At 41.5% G+C, this 22,215-nt stretch carries 27 protein-coding genes and 1 pseudogene; 11 read left to right on the top strand and 17 right to left on the bottom strand.

Annotated elements, in window-relative coordinates; genetic code table 11:
• Positions 1–48 precede the first annotated feature (48 nt).
• Positions 49–945, bottom strand: coding sequence for a DMT family transporter (locus ABD010_RS04550; protein WP_343810657.1), 897 nt, complete (start codon positions 943–945; stop codon positions 49–51).
• A 132-nt stretch (positions 946–1,077) separates the two neighbouring features.
• On the opposite strand from ABD010_RS04550, the gene ABD010_RS04545 reads away from it, so the two are divergent.
• Complete coding sequence (locus tag ABD010_RS04545; RefSeq protein WP_343810655.1) at positions 1,078–1,698, top strand: DUF3298 and DUF4163 domain-containing protein; 621 nt, start codon at positions 1,078–1,080, stop codon at positions 1,696–1,698.
• Between the two features lie 77 nt (positions 1,699–1,775).
• Positions 1,776–2,594: a HEAT repeat domain-containing protein gene (locus tag ABD010_RS04540; protein ID WP_343810653.1), complete on the top strand. Its 819-nt coding sequence runs from the start codon at positions 1,776–1,778 to the stop codon at positions 2,592–2,594.
• A 199-nt stretch (positions 2,595–2,793) separates the two neighbouring features.
• Here the strand turns inward: ABD010_RS04540 and ABD010_RS04535 are convergent, their stop codons facing one another.
• From ABD010_RS04535 to ABD010_RS18310, 5 genes and pseudogenes are all read right to left on the bottom strand, one after another.
• Positions 2,794–3,966: a hydroxymethylglutaryl-CoA synthase gene (locus ABD010_RS04535; RefSeq protein WP_343810651.1), complete on the bottom strand. Its 1,173-nt coding sequence runs from the start codon at positions 3,964–3,966 to the stop codon at positions 2,794–2,796.
• Positions 3,967–4,096: 130 nt separating this feature from the next.
• The gene (locus ABD010_RS04530) at positions 4,097–4,609 is read right to left on the bottom strand and encodes a P-loop NTPase family protein (protein ID WP_343811041.1); all 513 of its coding nucleotides are present in this window, start codon (positions 4,607–4,609) and stop codon (positions 4,097–4,099) included.
• Between the two features lie 39 nt (positions 4,610–4,648).
• The gene (locus ABD010_RS04525) at positions 4,649–4,816 is read right to left on the bottom strand and encodes a hypothetical protein (RefSeq protein ID WP_343810649.1); all 168 of its coding nucleotides are present in this window, start codon (positions 4,814–4,816) and stop codon (positions 4,649–4,651) included.
• 228 nt (positions 4,817–5,044) lie between these two features.
• Complete coding sequence (locus ABD010_RS04520) at positions 5,045–5,593, bottom strand: DUF1572 family protein (protein ID WP_343810647.1); 549 nt, start codon at positions 5,591–5,593, stop codon at positions 5,045–5,047.
• A gap of 48 nt (positions 5,594–5,641) precedes the next feature.
• Positions 5,642–5,698 (bottom strand): annotated as a pseudogene (locus ABD010_RS18310) (putative holin-like toxin); the annotation flags it as partial.
• Between the two features lie 267 nt (positions 5,699–5,965).
• Between ABD010_RS18310 and ABD010_RS04515 the strand changes: the two are divergent.
• Complete coding sequence (locus ABD010_RS04515; RefSeq protein WP_343810645.1) at positions 5,966–6,820, top strand: GNAT family N-acetyltransferase; 855 nt, start codon at positions 5,966–5,968, stop codon at positions 6,818–6,820.
• Between the two features lie 39 nt (positions 6,821–6,859).
• Here ABD010_RS04515 and ABD010_RS04510 read toward each other — a convergent pair whose 3' ends face one another.
• On the bottom strand, positions 6,860–7,942 hold the full coding sequence (locus ABD010_RS04510; RefSeq protein ID WP_343810643.1) for a YkvI family membrane protein: 1,083 nt from the start codon (positions 7,940–7,942) through the stop codon (positions 6,860–6,862).
• 266 nt (positions 7,943–8,208) lie between these two features.
• Here ABD010_RS04510 and ABD010_RS04505 point away from each other — a divergent pair, with 266 nt between their 5' ends.
• The 3 genes from ABD010_RS04505 (at position 8,209) to ABD010_RS04495 (ending at position 11,152) form a co-directional block, all read left to right on the top strand.
• Entirely contained in the window at positions 8,209–9,435 is a 1,227-nt protein-coding gene (locus tag ABD010_RS04505; RefSeq protein ID WP_343810641.1) for a PucR family transcriptional regulator, read from the top strand.
• A gap of 107 nt (positions 9,436–9,542) precedes the next feature.
• A complete protein-coding gene (gene ald / locus ABD010_RS04500; RefSeq protein ID WP_343810639.1) occupies positions 9,543–10,658 on the top strand; it encodes an alanine dehydrogenase in 1,116 nt (371 codons plus the stop codon).
• Between the two features lie 332 nt (positions 10,659–10,990).
• Positions 10,991–11,152 carry a hypothetical protein gene (locus ABD010_RS04495; RefSeq protein WP_343810637.1) on the top strand — a complete coding sequence of 54 codons (162 nt, stop codon included), beginning with the start codon at positions 10,991–10,993 and terminating at the stop codon, positions 11,150–11,152.
• A gap of 39 nt (positions 11,153–11,191) precedes the next feature.
• Here the strand turns inward: ABD010_RS04495 and ABD010_RS04490 are convergent, their stop codons facing one another.
• On the bottom strand, positions 11,192–12,601 hold the full coding sequence (locus ABD010_RS04490) for a hypothetical protein (protein WP_343810635.1): 1,410 nt from the start codon (positions 12,599–12,601) through the stop codon (positions 11,192–11,194).
• A gap of 112 nt (positions 12,602–12,713) precedes the next feature.
• Positions 12,714–13,277 carry a beta-class carbonic anhydrase gene (locus tag ABD010_RS04485; RefSeq protein ID WP_343810633.1) on the bottom strand — a complete coding sequence of 188 codons (564 nt, stop codon included), beginning with the start codon at positions 13,275–13,277 and terminating at the stop codon, positions 12,714–12,716.
• A gap of 184 nt (positions 13,278–13,461) precedes the next feature.
• Between ABD010_RS04485 and ABD010_RS04480 the strand changes: the two genes are divergently transcribed.
• Positions 13,462–13,635, top strand: coding sequence for a Spo0E family sporulation regulatory protein-aspartic acid phosphatase (locus tag ABD010_RS04480; RefSeq protein WP_343811039.1), 174 nt, complete (start codon positions 13,462–13,464; stop codon positions 13,633–13,635).
• A 196-nt stretch (positions 13,636–13,831) separates the two neighbouring features.
• Here the strand turns inward: ABD010_RS04480 and ABD010_RS04475 are convergent, their stop codons facing one another.
• Genes ABD010_RS04475 through ABD010_RS04465 form a run of 3 tightly spaced genes read right to left on the bottom strand, consistent with a single transcriptional unit; the run spans position 13,832 to position 16,247 of the window.
• Positions 13,832–15,190, bottom strand: coding sequence for an FAD-binding oxidoreductase (locus tag ABD010_RS04475; RefSeq protein ID WP_343810631.1), 1,359 nt, complete (start codon positions 15,188–15,190; stop codon positions 13,832–13,834).
• An 18-nt stretch (positions 15,191–15,208) separates the two neighbouring features.
• Positions 15,209–15,595, bottom strand: a complete 387-nt coding sequence (locus ABD010_RS04470; RefSeq protein WP_343810630.1) for a VOC family protein — start codon at positions 15,593–15,595, stop codon at positions 15,209–15,211.
• Between the two features lie 43 nt (positions 15,596–15,638).
• On the bottom strand, positions 15,639–16,247 hold the full coding sequence (locus ABD010_RS04465; protein ID WP_343810629.1) for a hypothetical protein: 609 nt from the start codon (positions 16,245–16,247) through the stop codon (positions 15,639–15,641).
• Positions 16,248–16,393: 146 nt separating this feature from the next.
• Here ABD010_RS04465 and ABD010_RS04460 point away from each other — a divergent pair, with 146 nt between their 5' ends.
• Positions 16,394–16,978, top strand: a complete 585-nt coding sequence (locus ABD010_RS04460) for a TetR/AcrR family transcriptional regulator (protein WP_343810627.1) — start codon at positions 16,394–16,396, stop codon at positions 16,976–16,978.
• Between the two features lie 12 nt (positions 16,979–16,990).
• Positions 16,991–18,250 carry an MFS transporter gene (locus tag ABD010_RS04455; protein WP_343810625.1) on the top strand — a complete coding sequence of 420 codons (1,260 nt, stop codon included), beginning with the start codon at positions 16,991–16,993 and terminating at the stop codon, positions 18,248–18,250.
• 32 nt (positions 18,251–18,282) lie between these two features.
• Here ABD010_RS04455 and ABD010_RS04450 read toward each other — a convergent pair whose 3' ends face one another.
• Genes ABD010_RS04450 through ABD010_RS04440 form a run of 3 tightly spaced genes read right to left on the bottom strand, consistent with a single transcriptional unit; the run spans position 18,283 to position 19,581 of the window.
• Positions 18,283–19,026 carry a hypothetical protein gene (locus tag ABD010_RS04450; protein ID WP_343810623.1) on the bottom strand — a complete coding sequence of 248 codons (744 nt, stop codon included), beginning with the start codon at positions 19,024–19,026 and terminating at the stop codon, positions 18,283–18,285.
• A gap of 32 nt (positions 19,027–19,058) precedes the next feature.
• Positions 19,059–19,388, bottom strand: coding sequence for a chaperone CsaA (gene csaA, locus ABD010_RS04445; RefSeq protein ID WP_343810622.1), 330 nt, complete (start codon positions 19,386–19,388; stop codon positions 19,059–19,061).
• Positions 19,375–19,581 (bottom strand): hypothetical protein, encoded by a 207-nt coding sequence (locus tag ABD010_RS04440; protein WP_343810620.1) that lies wholly within the window; start codon positions 19,579–19,581, stop codon positions 19,375–19,377. Before ABD010_RS04440 ends, csaA begins: the two co-directional genes overlap by 14 nt.
• Positions 19,582–19,897: 316 nt before the next feature.
• Between ABD010_RS04440 and ABD010_RS04435 the strand changes: the two genes are divergently transcribed.
• Positions 19,898–20,341, top strand: a complete 444-nt coding sequence (locus ABD010_RS04435) for a DUF5392 family protein (RefSeq protein ID WP_343810618.1) — start codon at positions 19,898–19,900, stop codon at positions 20,339–20,341.
• A 317-nt stretch (positions 20,342–20,658) separates the two neighbouring features.
• On the opposite strand, the gene fosM is transcribed toward ABD010_RS04435, so the two are convergent.
• Entirely contained in the window at positions 20,659–21,072 is a 414-nt protein-coding gene (fosM, locus tag ABD010_RS04430) for a FosM family fosfomycin resistance protein (protein ID WP_343810616.1), read from the bottom strand.
• Between the two features lie 97 nt (positions 21,073–21,169).
• Between fosM and ABD010_RS04425 the strand changes: the two genes are divergently transcribed.
• Positions 21,170–21,580: a DUF6376 family protein gene (locus ABD010_RS04425; protein ID WP_343810614.1), complete on the top strand. Its 411-nt coding sequence runs from the start codon at positions 21,170–21,172 to the stop codon at positions 21,578–21,580.
• 221 nt (positions 21,581–21,801) lie between these two features.
• Here the strand turns inward: ABD010_RS04425 and ABD010_RS04420 are convergent, their stop codons facing one another.
• Complete coding sequence (locus ABD010_RS04420) at positions 21,802–21,990, bottom strand: hypothetical protein (RefSeq protein WP_343810612.1); 189 nt, start codon at positions 21,988–21,990, stop codon at positions 21,802–21,804.
• Positions 21,991–22,215 lie beyond the last annotated feature (225 nt).

Here is a 22,215-nt window from a genome sequence, read left to right as displayed (position 1 = left end):
ATGAGTTTGTAAAACAATTTTTTTCACGGTTACAGCAGTTTCAGTAGATTACTTTTTCCGTGTAGTCAGAATAACTCCACCAATAACCAGCAGTGCTCCAACAATTTTCATCCATGTGATTGTCTCATGAAGCCACAAATATGCACCGGTCATCGTAACAACAGGCAGAAAGTTTAAAAACACGGATGCCTGTGACGCACCAAGCAGTTCGACGGCACGGTTATAAAAGACCAATGCAATAAACGACGGAAAGACCCCGAGATACACCAATCCCGTAATATTCTGAGTGGTGAACGTTCCGAAAGGGGCCCTGGCAACAATCCATTCCAAAATGACAAAAGGAAGTAAAACAAGGACGGATAGTCCGTTCATGACAAACAATGCACCAAATTGCGGGAACAGGTGCATATATTTTTTTACTAAAATGGAATAAACGGCCCATGACACGATTGCTCCAACCATGATGCCATCCCCTATATTCCAGTCCATGGAAGCAATCTGAAAGACATTGCCATCCAGAACAACCCAAACAGCGCCCAACAGTGACAGCAGCACACCAAACTTTTGGATCGTAAGCAATTTTTCTTTAAGCAAAAAAGCGCTTAACACAACCGTAACAACGGGAATAACAGTCTCCAGCACGGAAACGTTGGTCGATGTAGTGAATTGCAATGCACCATAAATGAACGTATTGAAAAAGGTGATACCCGTTATGGTCATCAGCAGAAATGGCTTTTTATTTTCCAGAAAGCGATGCCGGTATTGCCATGCACTGTGAATGCCAAGAGGAAGTGTAACCAGAAACGCAACGACCAGTCTGAAAAACGCTATCGTAAACGGCGGCAGCTCGTTGATAGCCTTTCCAGTTAGAATATTTCCCGCATAGAAAATAACGACAAAAACCATCATTATGTATGGATAGACCATCAGATCACCCTCAATCACCAATCAAACTACCTTATACTCTAACAGATTTGCCGCTGCAAAAGAATGCTCTAATAATACACCTTTGACCTCAAAGCACATTTCCCTTCTCTCTGAATACAATGGGCATAAAACCAGTAAAGGGTGAAAAGTATGCCAGTATCACTACCAGTTAATATTGAGGCGGCCAGAATAAGCAATGGACCGCAAATCCAGGTAATCTATCCACAGGTTTTCGGGATGTGGAATCAATCAATGGAGCATTTCATAAACCAGTCGATTATTCATGAGGCCCAACAGCTCATTGACATGCAGATGGATGAAATGTCGACCACGCTTGTGGAAATGGATGGATCATTTGAAATCAAAAATAACCAGCGTAATGTATTAAGTTTAACCTTATCCAACTATGCGTATCATTACCATGCTGCACATGGAATGACATATCTCAAATCACTCACGTTTGACCTGGATAAACGCACGCGTTGCAGTCTGGAGGATTTATTTAAACCGGGCAGCAATTATGTGGAGCGGTTGTCTGAGCTGATTAATGAACAGATTCAGGAGCGGAATATTGATACATTTGAAGACACAGTTACCATTCAGCCAGATCAGGATTTTTATATTGCCGACAAAACACTCGTCATTTATTTTCAGCTTTATGAAATCACACCATATGTCTACGGTTTTCCAATGTTTCCGATTTCCGTTTATGAAATTGAGGATATTATTAATGAAGACAGCGCGCTTGCTCCGATGCTGATGAATAATTAATTTTTCGGGCATAATGGACATCGGAATATTACTCCATCATAATGAAAGATAACGCTAATCGTGATGGGATGGATTGGATGGACACGATAAATGCCTTTGTACATGAATTGAAACAGTATCATTTTTTGAAAGCTATGGAAAAAATTAATAAACTGGGTACCGGTGCACGAAACACGCCTAAGACCGCTGTTAAAAATAAAGCAGTTAGCAGAGTGTTAACTGAAATTGATATGAAACAGGACATCCTGGATATGGCGCTCGGGCTGGCGAACCTAGCCGATCCAACAGCAAAGGAAATCGCCGCCCATCTGCTTGGTAAAATTTATGAGGTAAAACCGGAGCAAGTGACAGAAAAACTGCGCATATTAGCTGATGATGAAAATTGGGAAGTTCGGGAGTGGGCAGCAGGCGCATGTGGTGATATTCTATCCAATCATTTCCAGGCATTTTATGATGACATGATGAACTGGACTGCCGATGAATCCGGCAATGTCCGCCGGGCTGCAGCGCTTGCAGCCAAATATGCCGGCAAAATACGAAAACCGGAATACGCAGAACCATTGCTTGATCTTGTTGAACAGCTGCTTACCGATGATGATCATTATGTAAGAAAAAACCTTGGTGCATTTGCAATTGGCGATGGTCTCTTGCGCTATTATCCGGAAAGTACGCTGGCCCGGTTGGATAACTGGATTAAAGTGGATGATGAACACGCCCGCTGGAATATTGCCAAAATCTTTTCAGCAGCAGAAGGCATGAAACATGTCAATGAATGTAAGGAAATTTTTCAGGTATTGCTTAAAGACGACAGAAATAAAGTAAAGCGGGCAGTTCGGTCAACATGCAATAAAATTGAGAAGAGGAATCCGGGGTTGTTATTCGGAATTTACTCCTGACTTCCACGCACCATAGTATCTGCAAATTGGATACTCTTTTCATTATTCGTGTTAAAAAAATTTTCTTAGAAAACTTGGTTGTCACCAAGCCTTTAGGTGACAGCCATAGTTGCACTTATGCAGTAAGAAAGTTTTATACTTTCTTACTGCCAAAAAAAACAACCTTCCATAATAACCCTGGAAGATTGCTTCTTTTTCGCTATTTTGATTTATTCACATACTGGCGCATGTTTTCGGTAATGCCTGCCAGACATATTTTTGCCGGATCCATCTCGATATCCAGCTTTACGGTTGAACCGTCAGTTGGCAATGTTTCTTCAAAAATGGCTTCATATTCCGGCACGGTCACTTTTTTACGTAATGCGAACATGTTGCGGTGACTTTCTGTTTTCAGGTAGTCACGGTAGTTCGGCTGCAGAATACCGGAGAAAAATTCGCCAACCGCTCCTGATCCATAGCTAAACAGTCCAATTCGTGAACCTCGCTCAAGATCCTCTTTTTGTTCCAACAAAGAAATAAGACTGAGATACAGTGAACCGGTATAGATGTTTCCGACATTCCTGTTGTAGTTGGTACTGACCTGATAATTTGCTTTCAGTCGCTCCTGAACATTCTCTGGTGCATCAGCCAAAACAGGTTTTAACGCTTTTTTACCCATTTTAGTGTATGGCAAATGGAACGTGATGGCTTCAAAATCCTTCAGATCGAAACCAGATTTATCCTTGTACTGTTTCCATACTTTGGCAAAAAATTCGATGTATTGCTCGTTCGATAATTTTCCGTCTACAAAAGCCTTGTCTGAATAAACCGGACGCCAGAAATCCATGACATCGGCTGTCATGTAGGCGGATTTTTCCTCGAGCGCCAGGATGCCCGGATTCGCACTTATGGTCAGCGCAACAGCACCTGCTCCCTGTGTCGCTTCACCTGACGAATTCAGCCCATACCTGGCAATATCTGAACCAAGTACGAGCACCTTGCTTTCCGGGTTCAGCGCGATGTGCCCCTTGGCCATCTGGATGGCTGCCGTTGCACCGTAGCAAGCCTGCTTCACTTCGATTGCACGCGCATTCGGGTTAATTCCAAGCAGTTCATGTACATAAACTGCTGCCGACTTGGAACTGTCCACTCCTGTTTCGGTTCCAAAAATAACAAAGTCAATCTGCTCCTTGTCAGCATCATCCAGGATCTCAAGTGCGGCATTGGCTGCCAGTGTCACTGAATCCTGTGTAACCGGTGGAACTGCCATTTTTTCCTGACCGATTCCGATGGTGAATTTTCCAGGGTCAATGTCTCTGCTGACAGCAAGTTCGTTCATATCAACATATAGATGCGGCGTGTAAAATCCAATCTTGTCTATTCCTATATTCAAAGCTCTTCCCCTTTTCCTGACAGTGAATTATATATGTTAGCTTTTTCAAAACGCACAAAAAGTAAACGAATAAAAAATCAATAAACCACATAATAATACAATCTTTCAATGAAATCAATTCGAACGGAACTTAGTTGGTAAAATATCCCTGGACTGCTTTTTGTCCTTTTAATATAATGACTTTTTTTCCGGGGTCAGCACTCTGAAATTCCCTGAATCTGGTGCGCATCTTTTTCCTGCGCTTGTGGTAGGTCGTTACGATGAATTTTATGAAGGCATAATCCAGCTTTTCCTTGCAGCCCGGGCCCATATCCGGACGGTTTTTCCCGATATTTGTCAGCCAGCGTTTTACCACTCGGTACAAGCAAATTACAAGCGGCAATTCCAAATAAATAATAGTATCTGCCCGTGGTGCCCTGATGTCATACGTGGTGCTATAGTTTCCCTCGATAATCCATTGATCCTGATCAGCTATTTTGCGGTTGCTTTCGCGGAATTCCTTATTGGAAGCCTGGACCCAATTCGGCTTCCAGAAATAAGCATCAAGATGGTACACATCAAGATCCAATTTTTTGCCAAGTTTTCTGGCGAATGTTGACTTTCCAACCCCTGCCGAGACACCCATCACCATGATTCGTTTCATCGCAACACCAGCTCCCTCTTCAATAATAGGCATTATTCATCATACCATACCGAATGCAGATGCAGTTGATGTTTCGGCTCTTGCGGTCGATGTTTTGACTTTTGCGATTGATGTTTCGGCTCGTACGGTTGATGTTTTGACTTTTGCGATTGATGTTTCGGCTCGTACGGTTGATGTTTGACGTTTGCAGTCGATGTTTCGGCTCAAACGGTTGATGTTTGACGTTTGCAGTTGATGTTTCGGCTCGTACGGTTGATGTTTAACTTTTACGGTCGATGTTTCAGCTCGCGCGGTTGATGTTCTGTCCCGACGGTTGATGCTACGCCCCGAAAGACTGATATAGTTTTTCTTCTGTCGATATTTTCATACTGTTTTCACCGTGGCACAGCCTGTTTTTTTGAACAAGAAAAAGAAGTTGATTTCTGCCGGCGGAAATCAGCTCCTTTTTTCATTGTTATGTTTTTTCAGCATCTCATCCAGATATTCCTGTGACTTCCCTTTTGGAATACTAAGACTTTCCCACCCGTCACCTAATAACTGTTTTCCTATATATATAATTTGGCCGACATGGGAGGCATAATGAGCCATTTGGCGTTCAATCGCATCAAGCACTGTGTGCTCCTCACCACGAATGTATATGCTCTTCAATAAATCATCTTCTTTTAAACTATCCAATGTGGCAAAAAGCGTTTCCCAGCCTTTTTCCCATGCGAAAATGAGTTCCTGCTTGGATCCTATATCATCTTCAAACTCCCGATCCCGGTTCCGGTGCGGCTTTTCCCCGTCAGAGTGAAGCATATTTGTCCACCTGGAAATCATATTACCGTTTAAATGCTTTACAATAACCGCAACACTGTTCGACACATCATTATATGTCCAGTGAATCTCCTCCTCCGAAAGCCGGTTAATCGTTTGATCACCCTGCTTTTTCATGGCATTAAACCTGCTGCTAACCACCTGAAGATAAGTTTTTCCCAGATTCATAGATTGCCCTCCTCTAAACGGCGCTTTCTTTTTCTTAGGCGCCAGAATGTATACCAGAAGTGTTCCAAAAGTTAACATCAGCACGAGCGTTTCATAGACCGACATTAGGCTTTCACCTCTCTAAACTATTCAATATAGTCACCAATACCCTTTCTGTGCTCTTGTATATTTCGATTTTCATAACAAATAGTCCTGCTAAGACCCATTATTTTCAAACAATTCCCGCTTATGGTAAGGTTATTCCTGCAAGGCTCGTAATCTAACAAATGCAAAACAATTTTAGATTGAATGCCCTTTTTCACAATCTGAAACCGATAATAGTTATGAATAATGCATTATTCATAACCAGCCAAAAGGACAGGGTGATGGAATATGAGTTATGCGATCCGAATTTTACAAGCGAACGATATTCAGCTGTTGAAAGACATGGATACCGGAATTGAAAATGATTATGTAATACGGGTATTTGACAGGCTGACACAGTGGCCGAACCGCATGTTTGGATTATTTTTGGACGGACGGCTGGTGAGTGTAGGAGGAATTTCGATTTATGCGGGGTCTTATGCAATGCTCGGCAGAATCCGGACAGACCGCCGTTATAAAGGAAAAGGTTTTGCCTCTGAGATTATGTCCTGTATGAAGGATGAAGCGTTTCGTGATGAAAAGATCCAATGGGTCGGTGCGAATACACAAGAGGAAAATCTGCCTGCACGCCGAGTTATGAAAAAAATCGGCCTCAACGAATACACGATGCTTTACGGCACACTGACAAAAGATACATCCATGCTGGAGTCAGGAGCCATGCCATGGAAGCAAATTACAAATCTGGAACAGAAGAAAAAATGGCTCCACCAAACATTCATACAACCGGGAAATGTTTTTCCGTATGAATGTTATTACCCCTTCCCTGCCACTGCCAATCTGTTTCAAGACAGTGAATTACATACGTGGACATTTTATGAGAATGCAGATGCATCCAGATTTTTAATAACGAAACCCGATCAGAAAAAGCACCATTATTTGCATGCCGTCTATCCTTGGTCTGACCTGACTGATCAGAAAGGTCTTTGGGAGACGATCAGTCGTGACTACAGACATCTGGCGGAACAAATTGGTGAAGAAACGTATATATGGATGGATTTAACAAAGGAAGAAGTACAAACATTACCCGCTGACCATGCCTTCATATTGAAGTCACCATGGATTTTACATGGAGTTAACCGATGAACAAAATGGCTTGCCACAATTAGCAAGCCATTTTTTAAATTACGCACTTTCCCGTGAAGACCGTTCGACCTTTTTTATGGATGACATTCTAAACGGCGCAATGATAAGTGCGAGAATCAGGAAGAGTCCCATATAACCGATTGTTGGATAGAACAATGCAACAAGATCGGTAAATCCGACAAAGCTGAGAATGAAGGCTGCAATACCAGTTATAATGACAAAGATTTTATGTTTGCTTGTACCGACATCAGTAAATCGCGCTGCAAAAGCAAAAAACATTCCAATTGCAGTGTTGAAGACCATGCCGAACAGAATGACTGCGTAAACAATTCCCAATACCGGTGATATATCGTTTACCAGCTTCAACATTGGCATGTCCGCATCGGCAACCGTATCAATTTTAGAGAAAATAGCCAGATTACTTAATACGATTACCACACCAATTCCGAGGCCTCCAACAAGTCCGCCAATCGAAGCGATTTTTTCATCTTTTTCATTACCACCCATCAGCAGTGCCATTGAAGCACCAACTGCGATATTAAATGACGCATAATTTATACCTGAAATAAACCAATTCGGCAATGATGATGATATTTCAGCTGCAACCGGTTCCAGTTCAGCAAAAGACATGTCCATCGTCACAATACTGTAAATCGAAACACCAACTACGGAAAGAATCAAAAACGGTGTGATACTGCCGATTACTTTTTCTACAGCATCGATATTCATCATGATCGTAATTACTACCAGTATACTCATTACGATAATACCAGCAACAGAAGGAAGCCCGAACTGCTGACTGAAAATTGAACCTGCCCCGGCAATCATAACAACCCCTACGCCAAACAGGGTAAAAATTATGATATAGTCAACAATTATGCCAAGCAGTTTCCATCCACTGACTTTATAGATAGCTTCTTTATGTGAAGTGGCCTGCATGCGGCTGCCAAGCCTTGCCAATAAAAAGCCAAGATACGCGAATAGTGCGGATGAAATGATAGTTGCGATGACTCCCATATATCCAAAACTTGTGAAATACTGTAAAATCTCTTGACCGGAAGCTAACCCGGCTCCAATAATAACCCCCATAAAAGCGCTTCCAATCTGCAAAATACGTTTCATGATATCCTCCTTAGTTTCTCTATGATGAGAGCATAAAACAGTATAACATAAAAAATCAAACAATTGTTTAGCAAGAATTAACAAACAAAATCAAAAAATTTGTTAAAACCTCAGAAAACTGGGTAGTCTCCTCATTTTATAGCGTGTGCCGAAGTTTTTCCTATAAAGTCACCATAACATACACTTTCTGGCGTTATAAATAATACTTTGCCCGGCTTTTATGGTATCCTTGAGTTAATAATGAAGTGACGTGAAGGAGAAATAATATGCATTCATCAGATCGACGGGAGGATGTCTATTCACCCGAGGGACTGGCAGACCGAATCAGTGAAATTCTGAAGTGCCCTGTTACTATTGAGGATTCCAATCACAGACTGATTTCGTACAGCAAACATGAAGCAAATGTAGATGATGCCAGAGTAGCCACAATCGTCAGGAGAAAAGTCCCGGAAAAAGTAATTAACAGTCTTTGGGAAAACGGTGTGATGGCAAAACTTTTTGAAAGTGATGAACCTGTAATCGTGCCGCCTGTCGATTCGGTCGGGCTTGGTCAGCGAATTGCTGTTTCCGTCCGTAAAAACCAGGTTATTCTGGGGTTCATTTGGGCGCAGACGAACGGTGATTCTGCCGACGAGAACATGATTCAGATATTGAAAGAAGCTGCCCAACTGGCCAAAAACTATTTGCTACAGCATCAGCCAAGGCAACGGAATTCCGAGGAAAGCTACAAGGAATTTTTCTGGCAGCTGTTATCGGGAAATGTCCGTAATAAAGCAGATATTGAACGTCAAGCCAAACGCTTCGGTATAGAATTTAACGGAAAACTGGGTGTTACACTGATGGAATTTGGTACCGATGTTACAGAAATGATCGAGCGGCATGCTTATTATTTAACAGAAACACTGCAGCAGGCCCGGGTGATTTTTCGGTTATTTGACCAAAATCAGCTGATTATGCTGACTCAGCTCGGAACGGATAAAGATTCGTTTCATGATTTTACAGCAGATTTCATTCATAAAATGGAAGAAAGACTGCACATCAAACCGATAAAAGGAGCATACGGACTGACATATGATTCCCCGGAACATATTACAAACAGCTATAAACAGGCATTAAAGGTATTGGAACTGAAGGATCAATTTCCCGAAAACCTGCAGGGTATTCACGGTTATCACGACCTTGGAGTTTTTCAGTTTATTAATGAAATCCACAAAATCCGAACCCGTGATGTTTATTACAATGAATCACTTGAAAAATTGAAGCAGTATGATAGGAAACACCGATCAGAGTTGCTGGTTTCCTTGAAAATATTTTTGGAATGCGACTGTAACGTTCATAAAGCTTCCCAATTACTGCATATTCATATCAATACACTAAATTATCGACTAAAGCGAATATCAGAAATTGGTACTATTGACTTACGGAATTACAACCAGAAGATGACCTTGTACCTTGACTTGCTTGTGGATCAAATGGAAATGAACCATTTGTGATTTTTAACAAAACGACTGGTATGCATTTATATTTCCAAATGAAGAATAGTTGTGAAACAATGTGTATAATTAGTACTATATTCAAATTATCAAAGGGGATGTTGTAAATGATTATCGGTATTCCTAAAGAAATCAAAAATAATGAAAATCGTGTTGCTATCACGCCAGCAGGTGTCGTGCATTTAACAAAAGCCGGACATAACGTCTTGGTTGAAACGGATGCTGGTCTTGGCAGCAGTTTTACAAATGAGGAATATAAAGAAGCTGGTGCCGAAGTTGTTGAAAGCGCTTCGAACGTATGGAACAAATCCGAAATGATTATGAAGGTGAAGGAGCCGCTTGAGTCTGAATTCGACTATTTCCGTGAAGGACTGATTCTCTTCACATACCTTCACTTGGCAAACGAGCCGAAACTGGCGGAAGCGTTGGTTGAAAAAGGTGTTACAGCGATTGCGTATGAAACCATCACCGTAAACAACACATTGCCGCTCTTAACACCAATGAGTGAAGTTGCCGGTCGGATGGCTGCACAGATTGGTGCACAATATCTGGAAAAAGCAAAAGGCGGTAAAGGAATCCTGCTTAGCGGACTTCCTGGCGTTAACCGCGGAAAAGTTACTGTTATTGGTGGCGGCATGGTTGGTACCAATGCAGCGCGTATTGCAGCCGGTCTTGGTGCGGACGTAACCATCCTTGACCTGGATCCGAACCGCTTACGCCAATTGGAGGAAATGTTCGGTTCAAGTGCGCAGACGCTCATGTCCAACCCAGTTAACATTGCGGAATCCGTCAAAAATTCCGATATGGTAATTGGGGCTGTATTGATTCCAGGGGCGAGAGCGCCAAAACTGGTAAGTGAGGAAATGGTTAAGTCCATGCAGCCCGGATCTGTCATTGTCGATGTTGCGATTGACCAGGGTGGTAACTTCGGAACAGTCGATCATGTGACTACACACGATGATCCAATCTACGTAAAACATGATGTGCTGCACTATGCAGTTGCAAATATTCCTGGTGCAGTTCCGCGTACGGCAACAATCGGCCTGACCAATGTGACCGTTCCATACGCTGAAAAAATTGCTGCAAAAGGTGCGGAAGAAGCCATCAGGAGTAACGCAGCAATCCAAACCGGCGTAAACGTCCTTAACGGCAAAGTAACCTATGAAGCCGTCGCAAAAGATCTCGGATATGACTATGTATCTGTTGAGGATGCGTTAAAGTAAGGCGCTCCGATAAATTTATGTCGCAAAACACTCTCTGCTACCACGCAGAGAGTGTTTTTTATTGCATAGGAAACTATAAAATTTAATACTTGTGGATAATTTTTATATTAATGAAAAGCCACGTCCGGCTCCAGCGCCCAGCAACTAGCAAACTTCACACTTCCTCACTACGATAAGTCAACATCGGTTCGCTTTCAGCTTACCGTGTTTCCTTTATCTCATTGCGGAGTGCTCCAGTTTGTACGTTGCTAAACGGGCGCTTACGCCTTTGTTCTAACCATTATATTTTTTTCCGTTTTTGGTAAAACTAATCCGGAATGGAGGTATAAAAGATGAAGAAGGAATTTCGTGAGTACAGAACAGGCCAAGGAGTACCGGCCAGCGGGTATTACATGTGTCAATCAGGTGAAAAGGCAAAACTTGATAAGGATGAAAAATTTCCGTCGTGTCCTGTTAACGATGACGAGACCACCTGGAAATACGAACATTCATAATCGTTCAACAGGTGTCACCGCCCGATTTTTTCGAATAATTTATAAGTGTATCATCAATTGTACATACACCTGAACCATTGCATACATCATAATGGCATATTTATAATTGAATTTAAGTCCATTGGTAAATGCGCTCAATCCATTCGTTCCGCTTAAAACAATAGTTGGCATCAACAGTGGTGACAGCAGAATGGACAGTACACTGCCGGAAGTCACGGAAAGCACAACCAATTCCGGTGAATACGGGAGAGAGATACTGTTCAATATTCCTGTAACGAGCACCATTACGGTCAATGGCCCCAATCCCATGAATCCCATAATCACAACAATCAACGGCAGCAATAGTAATATATTGGCAAATGGGATTGTCTCCTGCAAGTAATACATTCCATCAACAATTGCCGTACCGAATCCGGTTTGATTTAAGCCGAAAATCATTATGCCGACTGACAGCATAACACTGAATTGATACCCTTGAGGAACCAATCCATCCATATAATATGTTTTTCCTTCCCTGAGAAAATTTCCTGGTTTCCTTTTAATTATGTAGTATAAACATGCCCAAACAAAAATGACCACCGGAATTATCATCATCAACTCAATATTGACCAGTGCATGAAGAAGAAAGATGGTCCCAAACAAAGAAATAAACAAAAAACCAAACTCCAGCGTTTTTCTGATTTGTTCTTTTTTACCGGAAGCATGGTTTAATACTGTTCCCATTTCAGCTGTAATTTCCTCTGTTAAGTTAATACTATAATGCTTTTCTTCAAAATAGGAAAAAACTGCAGCAAGAAAAACCCCACAGATGGATACCACGATACCTTGCAAAATCGTGATCCACAAGGAAGCATTGAGTGTCTCCACTGCAATCGTAAAACTTGGAATGGTTACGACCCAGACAGTTGTCAGGGCATACGCCCGCAAAAGTGCCGTGCCTTTAAAATTTTCCCATACTTCCCCCCTTTGATTTTTCAATATCTTGTTAATAAATTCATACATCATTGGAATCGCACCGAACAGCAGGAAAAAAGAGATGATCTGAGTAAACGAAGCTATTCCAAAATATAACTTTCGGCTCGTATTCAATAGTTTATGTGCAAGCCCCATCATCTCTTCAATATAAGGTTCCTCACGAAGCACCCAGCCAATCAGCGGGACAATAATTAGTAATCCAATTACATTCCGCATAAGCAACAGTCCATCCTCGAAGCCTGTCAAAAAAGTATCACTGTATACGATGATTAACGTTATCCCTGTCACTGAAAGAAAGAGCGGCAATTTAAAATTCTTTAGGCCCAACCGGAATCCTGCGAATAGTAGCACCATCAGTCCGCTCAGAGCCTGAACTTGCAGCAGGAACGAAAATTCAATAAAATATGTTAAAAAATGCAATAATGCAAATAACAAAATAAACAACCGTAAGCATCTGGTAATCAATGAACTCATGCAATATTCCCCTCAATCCGTCAATTCCACACTGTCATCGATTGTACCTGCAACGCCAATAAAAATAAAGAGAAGCAACTGCACATTGCTGTACGGTTGCTTCCCGTCAAATTTAGTCTTCATATCCATTTACAACAGTTTCGAGTTTACCTGTTTTCGGATCAATCACCAATCCGTGAACCGGCACGTCAGCTGGCATAAGCGGATGATTTGTAACGGTTTTAACGCTGTGTTTAACGCTTTCCTCAACATTATCAAAGCCTGCCAAAAACTGATGAACATCCACACCATCTTCTTTGATCGTATCAAGTTGTTCCTTGCTGATGCCGCGTTCTTTCATTTTGTCAACAAGATCTGCCGTATTTACACTCGACATCCCACAATCTTTATGGCCGACCAGAAACATTTCTTCACACTTTAATGCATACACCCCAACAAGAATTCCCCGCATGATACTGTCATACGGATTGGCAACCACTGCACCGGGGTTTTTAAGTATTTTTGCATCCCCATTTTCCAGATTCATTGATTTCGGCAGCAGCTCAATCAGCCTTGTGTCCATACATGATAAAATCAGAAGCTTCTTATCCGGAAATTTCCCTGTTTCAAATGGTGCGTACTCTCTTCCTTTTACAAACTTTTCATTATACTCCAGAATTTCGTCTAATAATTTCATTTTTTTCACCTCTACCTTATATTACTAATAAATCGAAAAAATGAAAAGGCATGTCGGATTGTGTAACGTTATGACAACCTTTGTTGAATCTATTGAATTCCCTTAGGATAATAGGCATACTAATAAGCGGTGTTTGTCAAAACTTCAGGATAAATTTTTAAATTGAATGAGAGGTAGAAGATTGATGGTACGATCGAATTTTGACTTATCAACAGCGGTTTCGGCAAAAAAACAGGAAATGATTGAGCTCGGCTTGAAATACGGCCTGACAGATGAACGAACGATAAAATGCAGCCAGCAGCTTGACATCCTCTTGAATATATATGTCGATGGTGAGTGCTTTGGCCTTACGGGATGAAAATCAGGAAACGCTTCGGATTTGCTCCGAAGCGTTTTTGATTAGGATGAAGCGCTGGCTAGGACTTAAATGGCTAGCCGGGATTCATTCGTATATGCTCGGTTTTGTTGCGGATATGTTCGTTTTTGATGGCGATATGCTCGTTTCACACCCAATATGCTCGATTCTATAAATCCAGAGCTGACCTTTACCACTATCAAACAACTTTCCCAGGATTCAGCACGCCATCCGGATCAAGTGCGGTTTTGATTTTACGCATGACCGCCAGTGCATTGCCATGTTCTTTTTCCTGGTACTTGCGTTTGCCAACACCTACACCATGCTCACCTGTGCATGTGCCGCCCCGTTCGAGTGCATATGCAACTATCCGCTCATTAACCTTATTGGCTTTTTCAATATCAGTTGGATTGTCCACATCAACCATTAATAGAATATGATAGTTTCCATCACCGACATGCCCGACAATCCCGCCTTCAAGTCCGGACGCATTCACCGCTGCCCTGGCATCTTTCACCGCACCAGCCAATTCCGAAACCGGAACACAGACATCGGTTACCATCTGTTTTTTGCCGGGATGACCGTGAATATATGCGTAAGCGACATTATGGCGTGCCTCCCAAAGCCGATTACGGGCGGCTGTGTCTGATTCAAATTCGATCTCCTGACAGTTCATGTCTTTCACGATTTCCTTCATAAATTCCACATCCTGCTGCAGTCCTGCTTCATTTCCGTGGAATTCGAGAAACAGTGTGGGAACCGCATTATAATCGGTATCGCTGAAATGATTCATCTGCTTAATCGACTGTTCATCGACGAGTTCAACTCTGGCAATCGGAATTCCGGCCTGTAATATGGAAATAACCGCCTCGACGGCATCATCGACGGTTGAAAACTCCGCTCTGGCAGCCATGATGTTTTCCGGTATGCCATACACTTTTAACGTTAATTCGGTAAAACAGCCAAGTGTACCTTCTGAACCGACAAAAATACCATTTAGGTTATAACCGGATGAAGATTTCGCCGCCATGTTGCCGGTATGAATGACCGAACCGTCCGCCATAACGACCTCCATATCACGGACTTGATCACGCATGATTCCATAGCGCACTGCTGTCGTACCACTTGCGTTCGTGGACGCCATTCCACCGAGTGTCGCATCTGCTCCGGGATCGACGGAAAAAAACAATCCATATTTTTTCAGTTCTTTATCAAGCTGTGAACGTGTAACACCAGGCTGCACTTTGACTAAGAAATCATTTTCACGGATTTCCAGCACTTTGTTCATCAACGAAAAGTCCATGACAATACCGCCATCGTACGGGATTACATTACCCTCCAGACTGGACCCGAAACCATATGGCACTACAGTTGTATCATGCTCCTTTGCAATTTTAACAACGGCACTTACTTCATTGGTGTTTTCCGGGAAAACAATAATCTCCGGGAGATTCGGTGTATGGTAGGATTCATCCGAACTGTGCTGCTCCAATAATGTTTGATTTTCGGAAACGCGATCCGGTGAAAGTGCACTTTCCAATTTTTCAACTAGTTTCATAGAAAACATCTCCTTACATTATTTTGCTTGTGAAATCTGAATCAGGTTTCCGCATGTATCATCAAATATTGCAAATGTGACAGGTCCCATTTCTGTTGGAACTGCTGTGAATTTAACGCCAAGATTTTTCAAGCGTTCGTATTCTTCCCCGATATTGTCCACTACAAAAGAAGTTGTCGGGATTCCATCATCATAGATAGTCCTTTGATATGTTTTTGCTGCAGGATTATCATTCGGCTCAAGCAGCAGCTCCACTCCATCCCGGTCCTCCGGTGATACCACTGTCAGCCACTTAAAGTCTCCAGCGGGTATATCTGTTTTTTTCTCAAACCCAAGTACTTCCGTATAAAATTTCAATGCATTCTCCTGATCTTCCACAAAGATACTTGTAATGTTAATTCTCATATTGGGTCCCTCCTTATGTATTGAATCTCACGAACAGATTTGACTATTTTAATGTAATCGACATAACATAGACTTGTTCATATGCAGTCGCATGCATCAGTTGCTCATTGGTTTCAATTGTATTTAGTATGGTTGTGGAGTTTTGGTTAGTTTGGACCAGCGTGCCAACAATTTGCTGTTCACCAATATCAAGAGAAACCGGTTCCGTAATACCTCCCCATGCGGTACTGCTCATCTCCTCCCTATCACTTACATCCAAAGTTTGTTTCGTGGTGGAACTGCCGTCCGCTGTCATGACAGCTGTAATCCATTCTTCCTTGTTTTTGACCGGTGACCGGCGTATAAACGTTATACGGATCGGTTTTTTTATATTTTGCTTTGACAACGATACATCTGATTTGGATACAACATTTTTCATTTCACTGTTTTCATAATATTTTATCGCCGCATGTAATTCACTCACATTTTCACTGTTGATATCGATGTCAAAGCTGAACGTGTTTTGGCCGGCCAATTTCATCATCGAGGATTCGAACTCCGACAATTCCGCCTGCTTAATCGCAGCAGTCGGATCTGTATCTTCAGGTTCCCCCGAACAAGCGGCCAATACTACTATCAAGAATATGCCGACCACTATCTGTAAAACTCTCATCAGCTTCCTCCTGTATGGATAGATACATATCCACCTTAATCTTATTTCGACGATTTTTCAAAAAATTCCTCTTTTGTTCTTGAATTATGCTGCCAGATTCATTATAATAATGATTGATTAATCAATCATTAAAAGGAGCGTCGATCATGGCGAAACCAAAATCACCGAAAAAACGGGAAGAAATTTTTAATGCCGCATTAAGGCTTTTTTCACGTAATGGCTACTCCAAAACAACCATAAAGGATATTTCTGAAGAAGCCGGTGTCAGTTTCGGCACTGTTTTTACCTATTTTGAACATAAAGAAGCACTTTTTCATGCGTGTGTAACGGAGCCCCTGGACGAATTCAGAAATCATTTACTGGATGCAAAAGAATCATTGGACACGTTAACTATCGACAAACTGAAAAGTCTCGTCGCCCAACATATAACATTCTTTTTGGAAAAAGAAGACTATCTGCGTGTCGTGCAATATGTCATCGGACAGCCTGAACGATTCTCCGAAATGGAAATGCTCGATGAGTTTGCCGAACAATTTATGGAATTAGTGAAGGCCATTGTTACAACCGGCATGAGGAAAGGGTTTCTGCCGGAAAGCGATCCTGATGAAATAGGATACGGCTATCTGGCGTTCCTGATGGGCGCACGCCTGACATTTACCGACCATGCCAACGTACAGCTGACCAATGCTTTCAAAAATCAGGCTTTAAGACTGTTTGGTGTACTCGATTAGGAGGGATTTTTTATGGCAAAATTTCAGGCACTCCACCAGTCGATAAAAATCCGGTTACTGCTTCAGTTTGCCACAATACTGGCCAGCACGACCATCATGCCGTTCATTGCTATCTATTTCACATCGCTGGTTGGAGCAAAAATAACCGGGTTGCTGGTAGTCATTGTAATTTTAGCGGGGATTACAGGCGGTTTCCTGGGCGGATTCTGGTCTGATCAGATTGGTCGCAAAAAACTGCTCGTTCTTGCTGAGCTGGGCCTTGGTATTTCCTTTCTGGCAATTGCATTTGTTAATTCAGCATGGGCGGTTTTGCCATATGTCAGTTTTGTTCTGTTCATCATCAATATGTTCTGCAACGGCATCTACATTCCTGTTTCCACCTCCATGATCCATGACCTCGTTAAGAAGGAAGAGCGAAACTTTGTTTTTACTGCTGTGTATTGGATTGGCAATTTAGGCTCCGCGCTTGGAAGTATTACCGGAGCATTTTTGTTTGAAGACTATCATTTTTACCTATTCTTGTCCGTAGCAGGAATTACCATGCTGGCTTCTCTCATCACCTACCTGTTCATCGGTGAAACATTTATCAAACCGGCAGAATATGAATCAACAACTTCCCCAACCATCTGGGCAAACTATAAAAAAGTCTTTCAGGATCATACCTATATTATCTTCTTAATCGCAACGCTTTGTGTCGTTTCGCTGGAAAGCCATCTGACTAACTATATTGCCGTTCATTTGGAGAAAAATGTGGAGGAAACGTCCTTGTTCGGGTTGTTCACCATTGACGGGATTAATCTTGTTGGTGTTTTACATGCGGAAAACACACTTCTTGTTGTAGTGGCAGTCGGTATCGTATCCTCGATGGTCAAAAACCTGTCCGATCATACACGGATGTTATTCGGCATGAGCTTGTATGTTTGCTGTTACGCGGCCCTTAGTTTTGCTGCAATGCCGATCGTGCTGCTTGGATTGATGGTGTTTATCAGTATTGGGGAGCTGATGTACATCCCGGTAAAACAGAGCTTGCTTGCAGAATTAGCAGTTGATTCCCGGCGCAGTTCCTATCTCGCCCTTCATAGCTTTATGGGACAGGGAACCATGATTATCGCGGGTGCAGCCATTACACTGGGCAGTATCATCCCTCCCGCCGTTATGAGCAGCACATTTCTGGCAATTGGCTTGATTGGTGTCAGTCTGATGGCATTCGTTATTCGAAGAGTCCAGCAGTCGCATGGCACCACCGGAATTTTGTCGAAGGATATTGAGTGAACATTAAAGATAAAATTCACTGTGAACAATCTTTAGTACGGCGGCTTATCACCTTTGCCAATTTCGCGTGCTGTCATGGAATTCCTTTCAACTTTATATGTATAATACCTGGATCCGGATTTATTTTCCTTCTTCCAAGTCTCCGTGAATTTCACGATATACTTCTCATCCGCAATCTTTTTCACACCTGTTTTCCGAACTACATGATAGCCGCTGATTTCACCTTCCCATTTGCCCACTTTATCCGGAAACCGTTCAATAAACGTTCCTTCACCGGATCTGGCATACTCCACAGCATCTTCTGCCGTGTATGGCGGAGGTGAGGGCGATGCCAGCTGCAATACTCCCCATAAAAGACCGTACACGGCAAATGGAATCAGCAGCAAGTAGAGCCTGTTTCTTTTACCCTTTTGTTTACGGGCAAACAGCCAGCGGTCAATGACAGCATAAAACAAAGCAGCCACTGCACCCAATATTGCAAATATAAACCCGCCGAACAGCAAACCATTCGCTAGTCCAAAGATTCCATGCAATAATATGTATAACCAATCACGCGGTCTGCTCCAGTTTTTTTGCCAGTATTCCAGAAAAACGGAAACGAGATTTCCATAGATTAAAACGATTGGTCCGACATACACCATGTAAAAAATACTCCACAGCATCAGCTTGTTACCCGTGTCATATTCAGGACGTCCGCCCAACACATAACTACATGCAAAAAACAATGAAACGAACATTACAACAAAAAAAGTGGTTATTAATTTTCGATAAAACATCTACATTGACTCTCCCAAAAATTTTTCATAGCTTACGATATCTTCGTTCCATTTGGTACATTCTCATCCGGTTTGAGCAGCACAACATCCCCGTCCTCCGGCACACCACCAATAATGAGCACTTCCGATTTATACCCAGCAACCCGCATCGGTGGAAAATTTACTGCTCCCACAACTTGTCGTCCAGTGAGTTGTTCAGGTTCATAGCGCTCCGTAATCTGAGCTGATGACTGTTTGATGCCAAGTTCCCCAAAATCCACTTCCAATTTGATTGCCGGCTTTCGTGCCTCTGGAAATGGTTCCGCCTTCACAATCGTTCCAATACGAAAATCCAGTTTCATAAAATCGTCAATTGTTGCCATGATCATTACCTCCCTGGTCAACTCCCGTACCCTGTTTGCCCGGGAGCTTATGATGAATTCGTTTTAGATTCGTGTTAATGTTATTCAACGTAATCAAAATGAATCCAAGCATCACAAACGTTACAATCTCACCGGTGATGATGGACAATACCGCCAAAATAATTGCATAAATGATATATGGCCCGTTGCTCATTATGAATTGCTTCCCCCCTTAACTTTACTGTATCATGAATTACCTTACAACAATCTTCTGTTTCCAAGCATTACATATGACAATTCGCGCTGCAAGGATTATAATAGATATATATTAATATTCCTATTAAGGGGAGTAGCTTTAACAGCAAAGTCGTCATTACAGAGTGGATCCGCTCTCGGCTTTGTTGGCAACCAGCCGTTGTTAGCAAGACCTTGCCAATTTAATTGGTCAGGTCTATTTTTATAACTGATAACACCAGCAAGTTTTAAGTACGCTTGTCAGTATAATCGATTGTTATGGAGTGATGATTTGTATGAATAATTTTATGATGACCAATGTACCCGCATTTATTGAAAAAGAAATGCAAAAAATAACCGAAACAATCAAACCCCAGTTAAAAAAGAGTTCCAGATATTCTTTAATTGCATTGCCACTGCTCGCAATCTCGATTACCAATCTATTCTTCTCCTTGATATCAGGCGGTTGGAATTTGGATAACATGGTCATTCTCGGCATTTACGCCTTAATGGCCGCAGTCGGCATCGCGCTCTTTAAGGAGTCCAGGCATGTTAAGAAGGAAATGTACAAAATCGGCATGGAGCACATGATTGAACGCATTAATCAAAGCGAGCATGTGAATGATTACTCGAAGGAACAATATATTAATAATATTAAAGCACAACCAAAGTTTGGCATCCAGACTTTCTTTAACTTCCTAACAGAAGAAAATAACCGCAAAGAACGGATGTCGGAATAAGTTAAAAAGAACCTTGGATAGAGGTTCTTTTTTTATGGTTAGATATTGCTTGATTACGAATGTACATTCGTGTGTTATTTAATTACAGAAAAGTGCAAAATTAATAAGGCGTGGTATATTGGTGTTAACAAAGACGATATTCTCGCACTTACTTATCCGGATTATTTTCATTTATCGATAATATATTGCAATTGTCTAAAACCCTAACAAGATTGCTCACTGCACCTCAAAACCTGGCACAACCCGACATAAGAGAAACTCAGTATTTGCTTCGTCTCTAGCGAATGCCGAGGTTTTTCTTTTAAAGTCAGTTCACCTTAATCATAGAATTCCATATGCGTTTTTTCTGTTTTGTAGTATTCGATGCGGTCTTTTAATGATCCGGTGTGAAATTCAAATTTATGTCCATCCGGATCAGTGAAATATATCGATTTTTTATCACGTTCGTCCCGCCCCCGCCCCGGTAATATATTCACACCAAGCCGATTCAGCTTTTTATACACATCATCAAATTCCTCTTCGTTAATGGAAAATGCGGTATGTGTATACGACTGATGGATTTCATTACGCGGAATATTCTTTTCAACATTTAATGCAAGCCATACGCCATCCAGATCAAAATAAGCGGTGTTGCTCCCTTTCACCAACAGCTTTGCATCAAACACATTTTTATAAAACTCAATGGATATTTCCAGATTGCTGACTGAAAAAAGCAGATGATTAATTTTCATATGAAACCTCTCCAATACTTTTTGCGTAATACGAATACCAGGACATTTCCTGAAATCCATGGTATGCTGCGATTAGTGGAATGAAAAGGAGAATCTTATGAAGAAACTTTTAAGTATTATGGTAATGGTGTCGATTATTGCTCTCAGTGGTTGTTCATTGTTGGAGGAAGCAAATAAATCAATCAATTATGCAACTGAGGCTACAGAATATATCAACGAATTGAGTACATTTGCTGAAAAAGCGTCGAATATCGAAGGCGAAAATTTAAAATCTGAGTTAGAATCTCTAGAAACAACCATCAAAGACTTTAAGGAAACAGAGCCGCCTTCTATTGCAAAAGATATTCACAAGGAACTGGAAAATAAAAGCCAGACATTGCTGGATGCGATAAATAATGTCCAAAAAAATGGTGAAGTTACCATTGAAAAGTTAAAGCAATCGAATGTCTATCAAACCATTGAAAATATTACTGAATTGAAACAACAAATTGAACAGTTAGGATCATAAATATGTATCCCTGCTCAGTTCAGAAAGATGCCATAAATCGTTTATGGCATCTTTTTTATATGTTGCCTGGTATTATAAAACCTGCCTCTAAAATTGTTCCTTTTTACGCTTACGTTTATTAATAAATTTTTTGATCATCGGATAAACAATCGGGCCGTATTTAATAGCCATTCGCAGTAGCTTTTTCATTTTATCTCCTCCATTGGTGTTGTTCCTGAATGTCAGGAATTCCCTGTTGCCAGCGTTTCTTTTTCAAGATGCTCCTCTTTAATATCTACAATATCTGTTCCTTCATATTTAAATGTAAAATTAAAGCACCCTGGCTCGTCCAGCATTTTGGGCAAAAAATGCTGGACATTCTGGACGACACCTGTATTCTCCTCATGCATCACCATGCATAATCTTTCCAATCCAGGATTCCTTCAACTGTCCCTATCGGTGTAGGATACTCATAGTTTTCCGGAAGATTAGCAATAAATACATACATGCCACCCAGATCCTTACCATTCGCTTCTTAGAAAACTTGGTTGTCAACAAGCCTTTAGGTGACAGCCTTAGTTGCACTTATGCAGTAAGAAAGGATTTTTATACTTTCTTAACTTCCCAGCAAACGTTACCTTTAAACTGCACTTCAC

Source organism: Virgibacillus siamensis (assembly GCF_039522605.1).
In the GTDB taxonomy this organism is placed as follows: Bacteria; Bacillota; Bacilli; order Bacillales; family Amphibacillaceae; genus Lentibacillus; species Lentibacillus siamensis.
Note: the sequence above shows the minus strand (reverse complement) of the source record. Positions and strands in the feature narration are given on the sequence as shown.

What these genes read in the sequence shown, in the direction of transcription:
- ABD010_RS04545 (WP_343810655.1), top strand. Translation starts at nt 1,078, where the DNA reads ATGCCAGTATCACTACCAGTTAATATTGAGGCGGCCAGAATAAGCAAT.
- ABD010_RS04540 (WP_343810653.1), top strand. Translation starts at nt 1,776, where the DNA reads ATGGACACGATAAATGCCTTTGTACATGAATTGAAACAGTATCATTTT.
- ABD010_RS04530 (WP_343811041.1), bottom strand. Translation starts at nt 4,609, where the DNA reads ATGAAACGAATCATGGTGATGGGTGTCTCGGCAGGGGTTGGAAAGTCA.
- ABD010_RS04520 (WP_343810647.1), bottom strand. Translation starts at nt 5,593, where the DNA reads ATGAATCTGGGAAAAACTTATCTTCAGGTGGTTAGCAGCAGGTTTAAT.
- ABD010_RS04515 (WP_343810645.1), top strand. Translation starts at nt 5,966, where the DNA reads ATGAGTTATGCGATCCGAATTTTACAAGCGAACGATATTCAGCTGTTG.
- ABD010_RS04510 (WP_343810643.1), bottom strand. Translation starts at nt 7,942, where the DNA reads ATGAAACGTATTTTGCAGATTGGAAGCGCTTTTATGGGGGTTATTATT.
- ABD010_RS04505 (WP_343810641.1), top strand. Translation starts at nt 8,209, where the DNA reads ATGCATTCATCAGATCGACGGGAGGATGTCTATTCACCCGAGGGACTG.
- ald (WP_343810639.1), top strand. Translation starts at nt 9,543, where the DNA reads ATGATTATCGGTATTCCTAAAGAAATCAAAAATAATGAAAATCGTGTT.
- ABD010_RS04495 (WP_343810637.1), top strand. Translation starts at nt 10,991, where the DNA reads ATGAAGAAGGAATTTCGTGAGTACAGAACAGGCCAAGGAGTACCGGCC.
- ABD010_RS04490 (WP_343810635.1), bottom strand. Translation starts at nt 12,601, where the DNA reads ATGAGTTCATTGATTACCAGATGCTTACGGTTGTTTATTTTGTTATTT.
- ABD010_RS04485 (WP_343810633.1), bottom strand. Translation starts at nt 13,277, where the DNA reads ATGAAATTATTAGACGAAATTCTGGAGTATAATGAAAAGTTTGTAAAA.
- ABD010_RS04480 (WP_343811039.1), top strand. Translation starts at nt 13,462, where the DNA reads ATGGTACGATCGAATTTTGACTTATCAACAGCGGTTTCGGCAAAAAAA.
- ABD010_RS04475 (WP_343810631.1), bottom strand. Translation starts at nt 15,190, where the DNA reads ATGAAACTAGTTGAAAAATTGGAAAGTGCACTTTCACCGGATCGCGTT.
- ABD010_RS04470 (WP_343810630.1), bottom strand. Translation starts at nt 15,595, where the DNA reads ATGAGAATTAACATTACAAGTATCTTTGTGGAAGATCAGGAGAATGCA.
- ABD010_RS04465 (WP_343810629.1), bottom strand. Translation starts at nt 16,247, where the DNA reads ATGAGAGTTTTACAGATAGTGGTCGGCATATTCTTGATAGTAGTATTG.
- ABD010_RS04460 (WP_343810627.1), top strand. Translation starts at nt 16,394, where the DNA reads ATGGCGAAACCAAAATCACCGAAAAAACGGGAAGAAATTTTTAATGCC.
- ABD010_RS04455 (WP_343810625.1), top strand. Translation starts at nt 16,991, where the DNA reads ATGGCAAAATTTCAGGCACTCCACCAGTCGATAAAAATCCGGTTACTG.
- ABD010_RS04450 (WP_343810623.1), bottom strand. Translation starts at nt 19,026, where the DNA reads ATGTTTTATCGAAAATTAATAACCACTTTTTTTGTTGTAATGTTCGTT.
- csaA (WP_343810622.1), bottom strand. Translation starts at nt 19,388, where the DNA reads ATGGCAACAATTGACGATTTTATGAAACTGGATTTTCGTATTGGAACG.
- ABD010_RS04440 (WP_343810620.1), bottom strand. Translation starts at nt 19,581, where the DNA reads ATGAGCAACGGGCCATATATCATTTATGCAATTATTTTGGCGGTATTG.
- ABD010_RS04435 (WP_343810618.1), top strand. Translation starts at nt 19,898, where the DNA reads ATGAATAATTTTATGATGACCAATGTACCCGCATTTATTGAAAAAGAA.
- fosM (WP_343810616.1), bottom strand. Translation starts at nt 21,072, where the DNA reads ATGAAAATTAATCATCTGCTTTTTTCAGTCAGCAATCTGGAAATATCC.
- ABD010_RS04425 (WP_343810614.1), top strand. Translation starts at nt 21,170, where the DNA reads ATGAAGAAACTTTTAAGTATTATGGTAATGGTGTCGATTATTGCTCTC.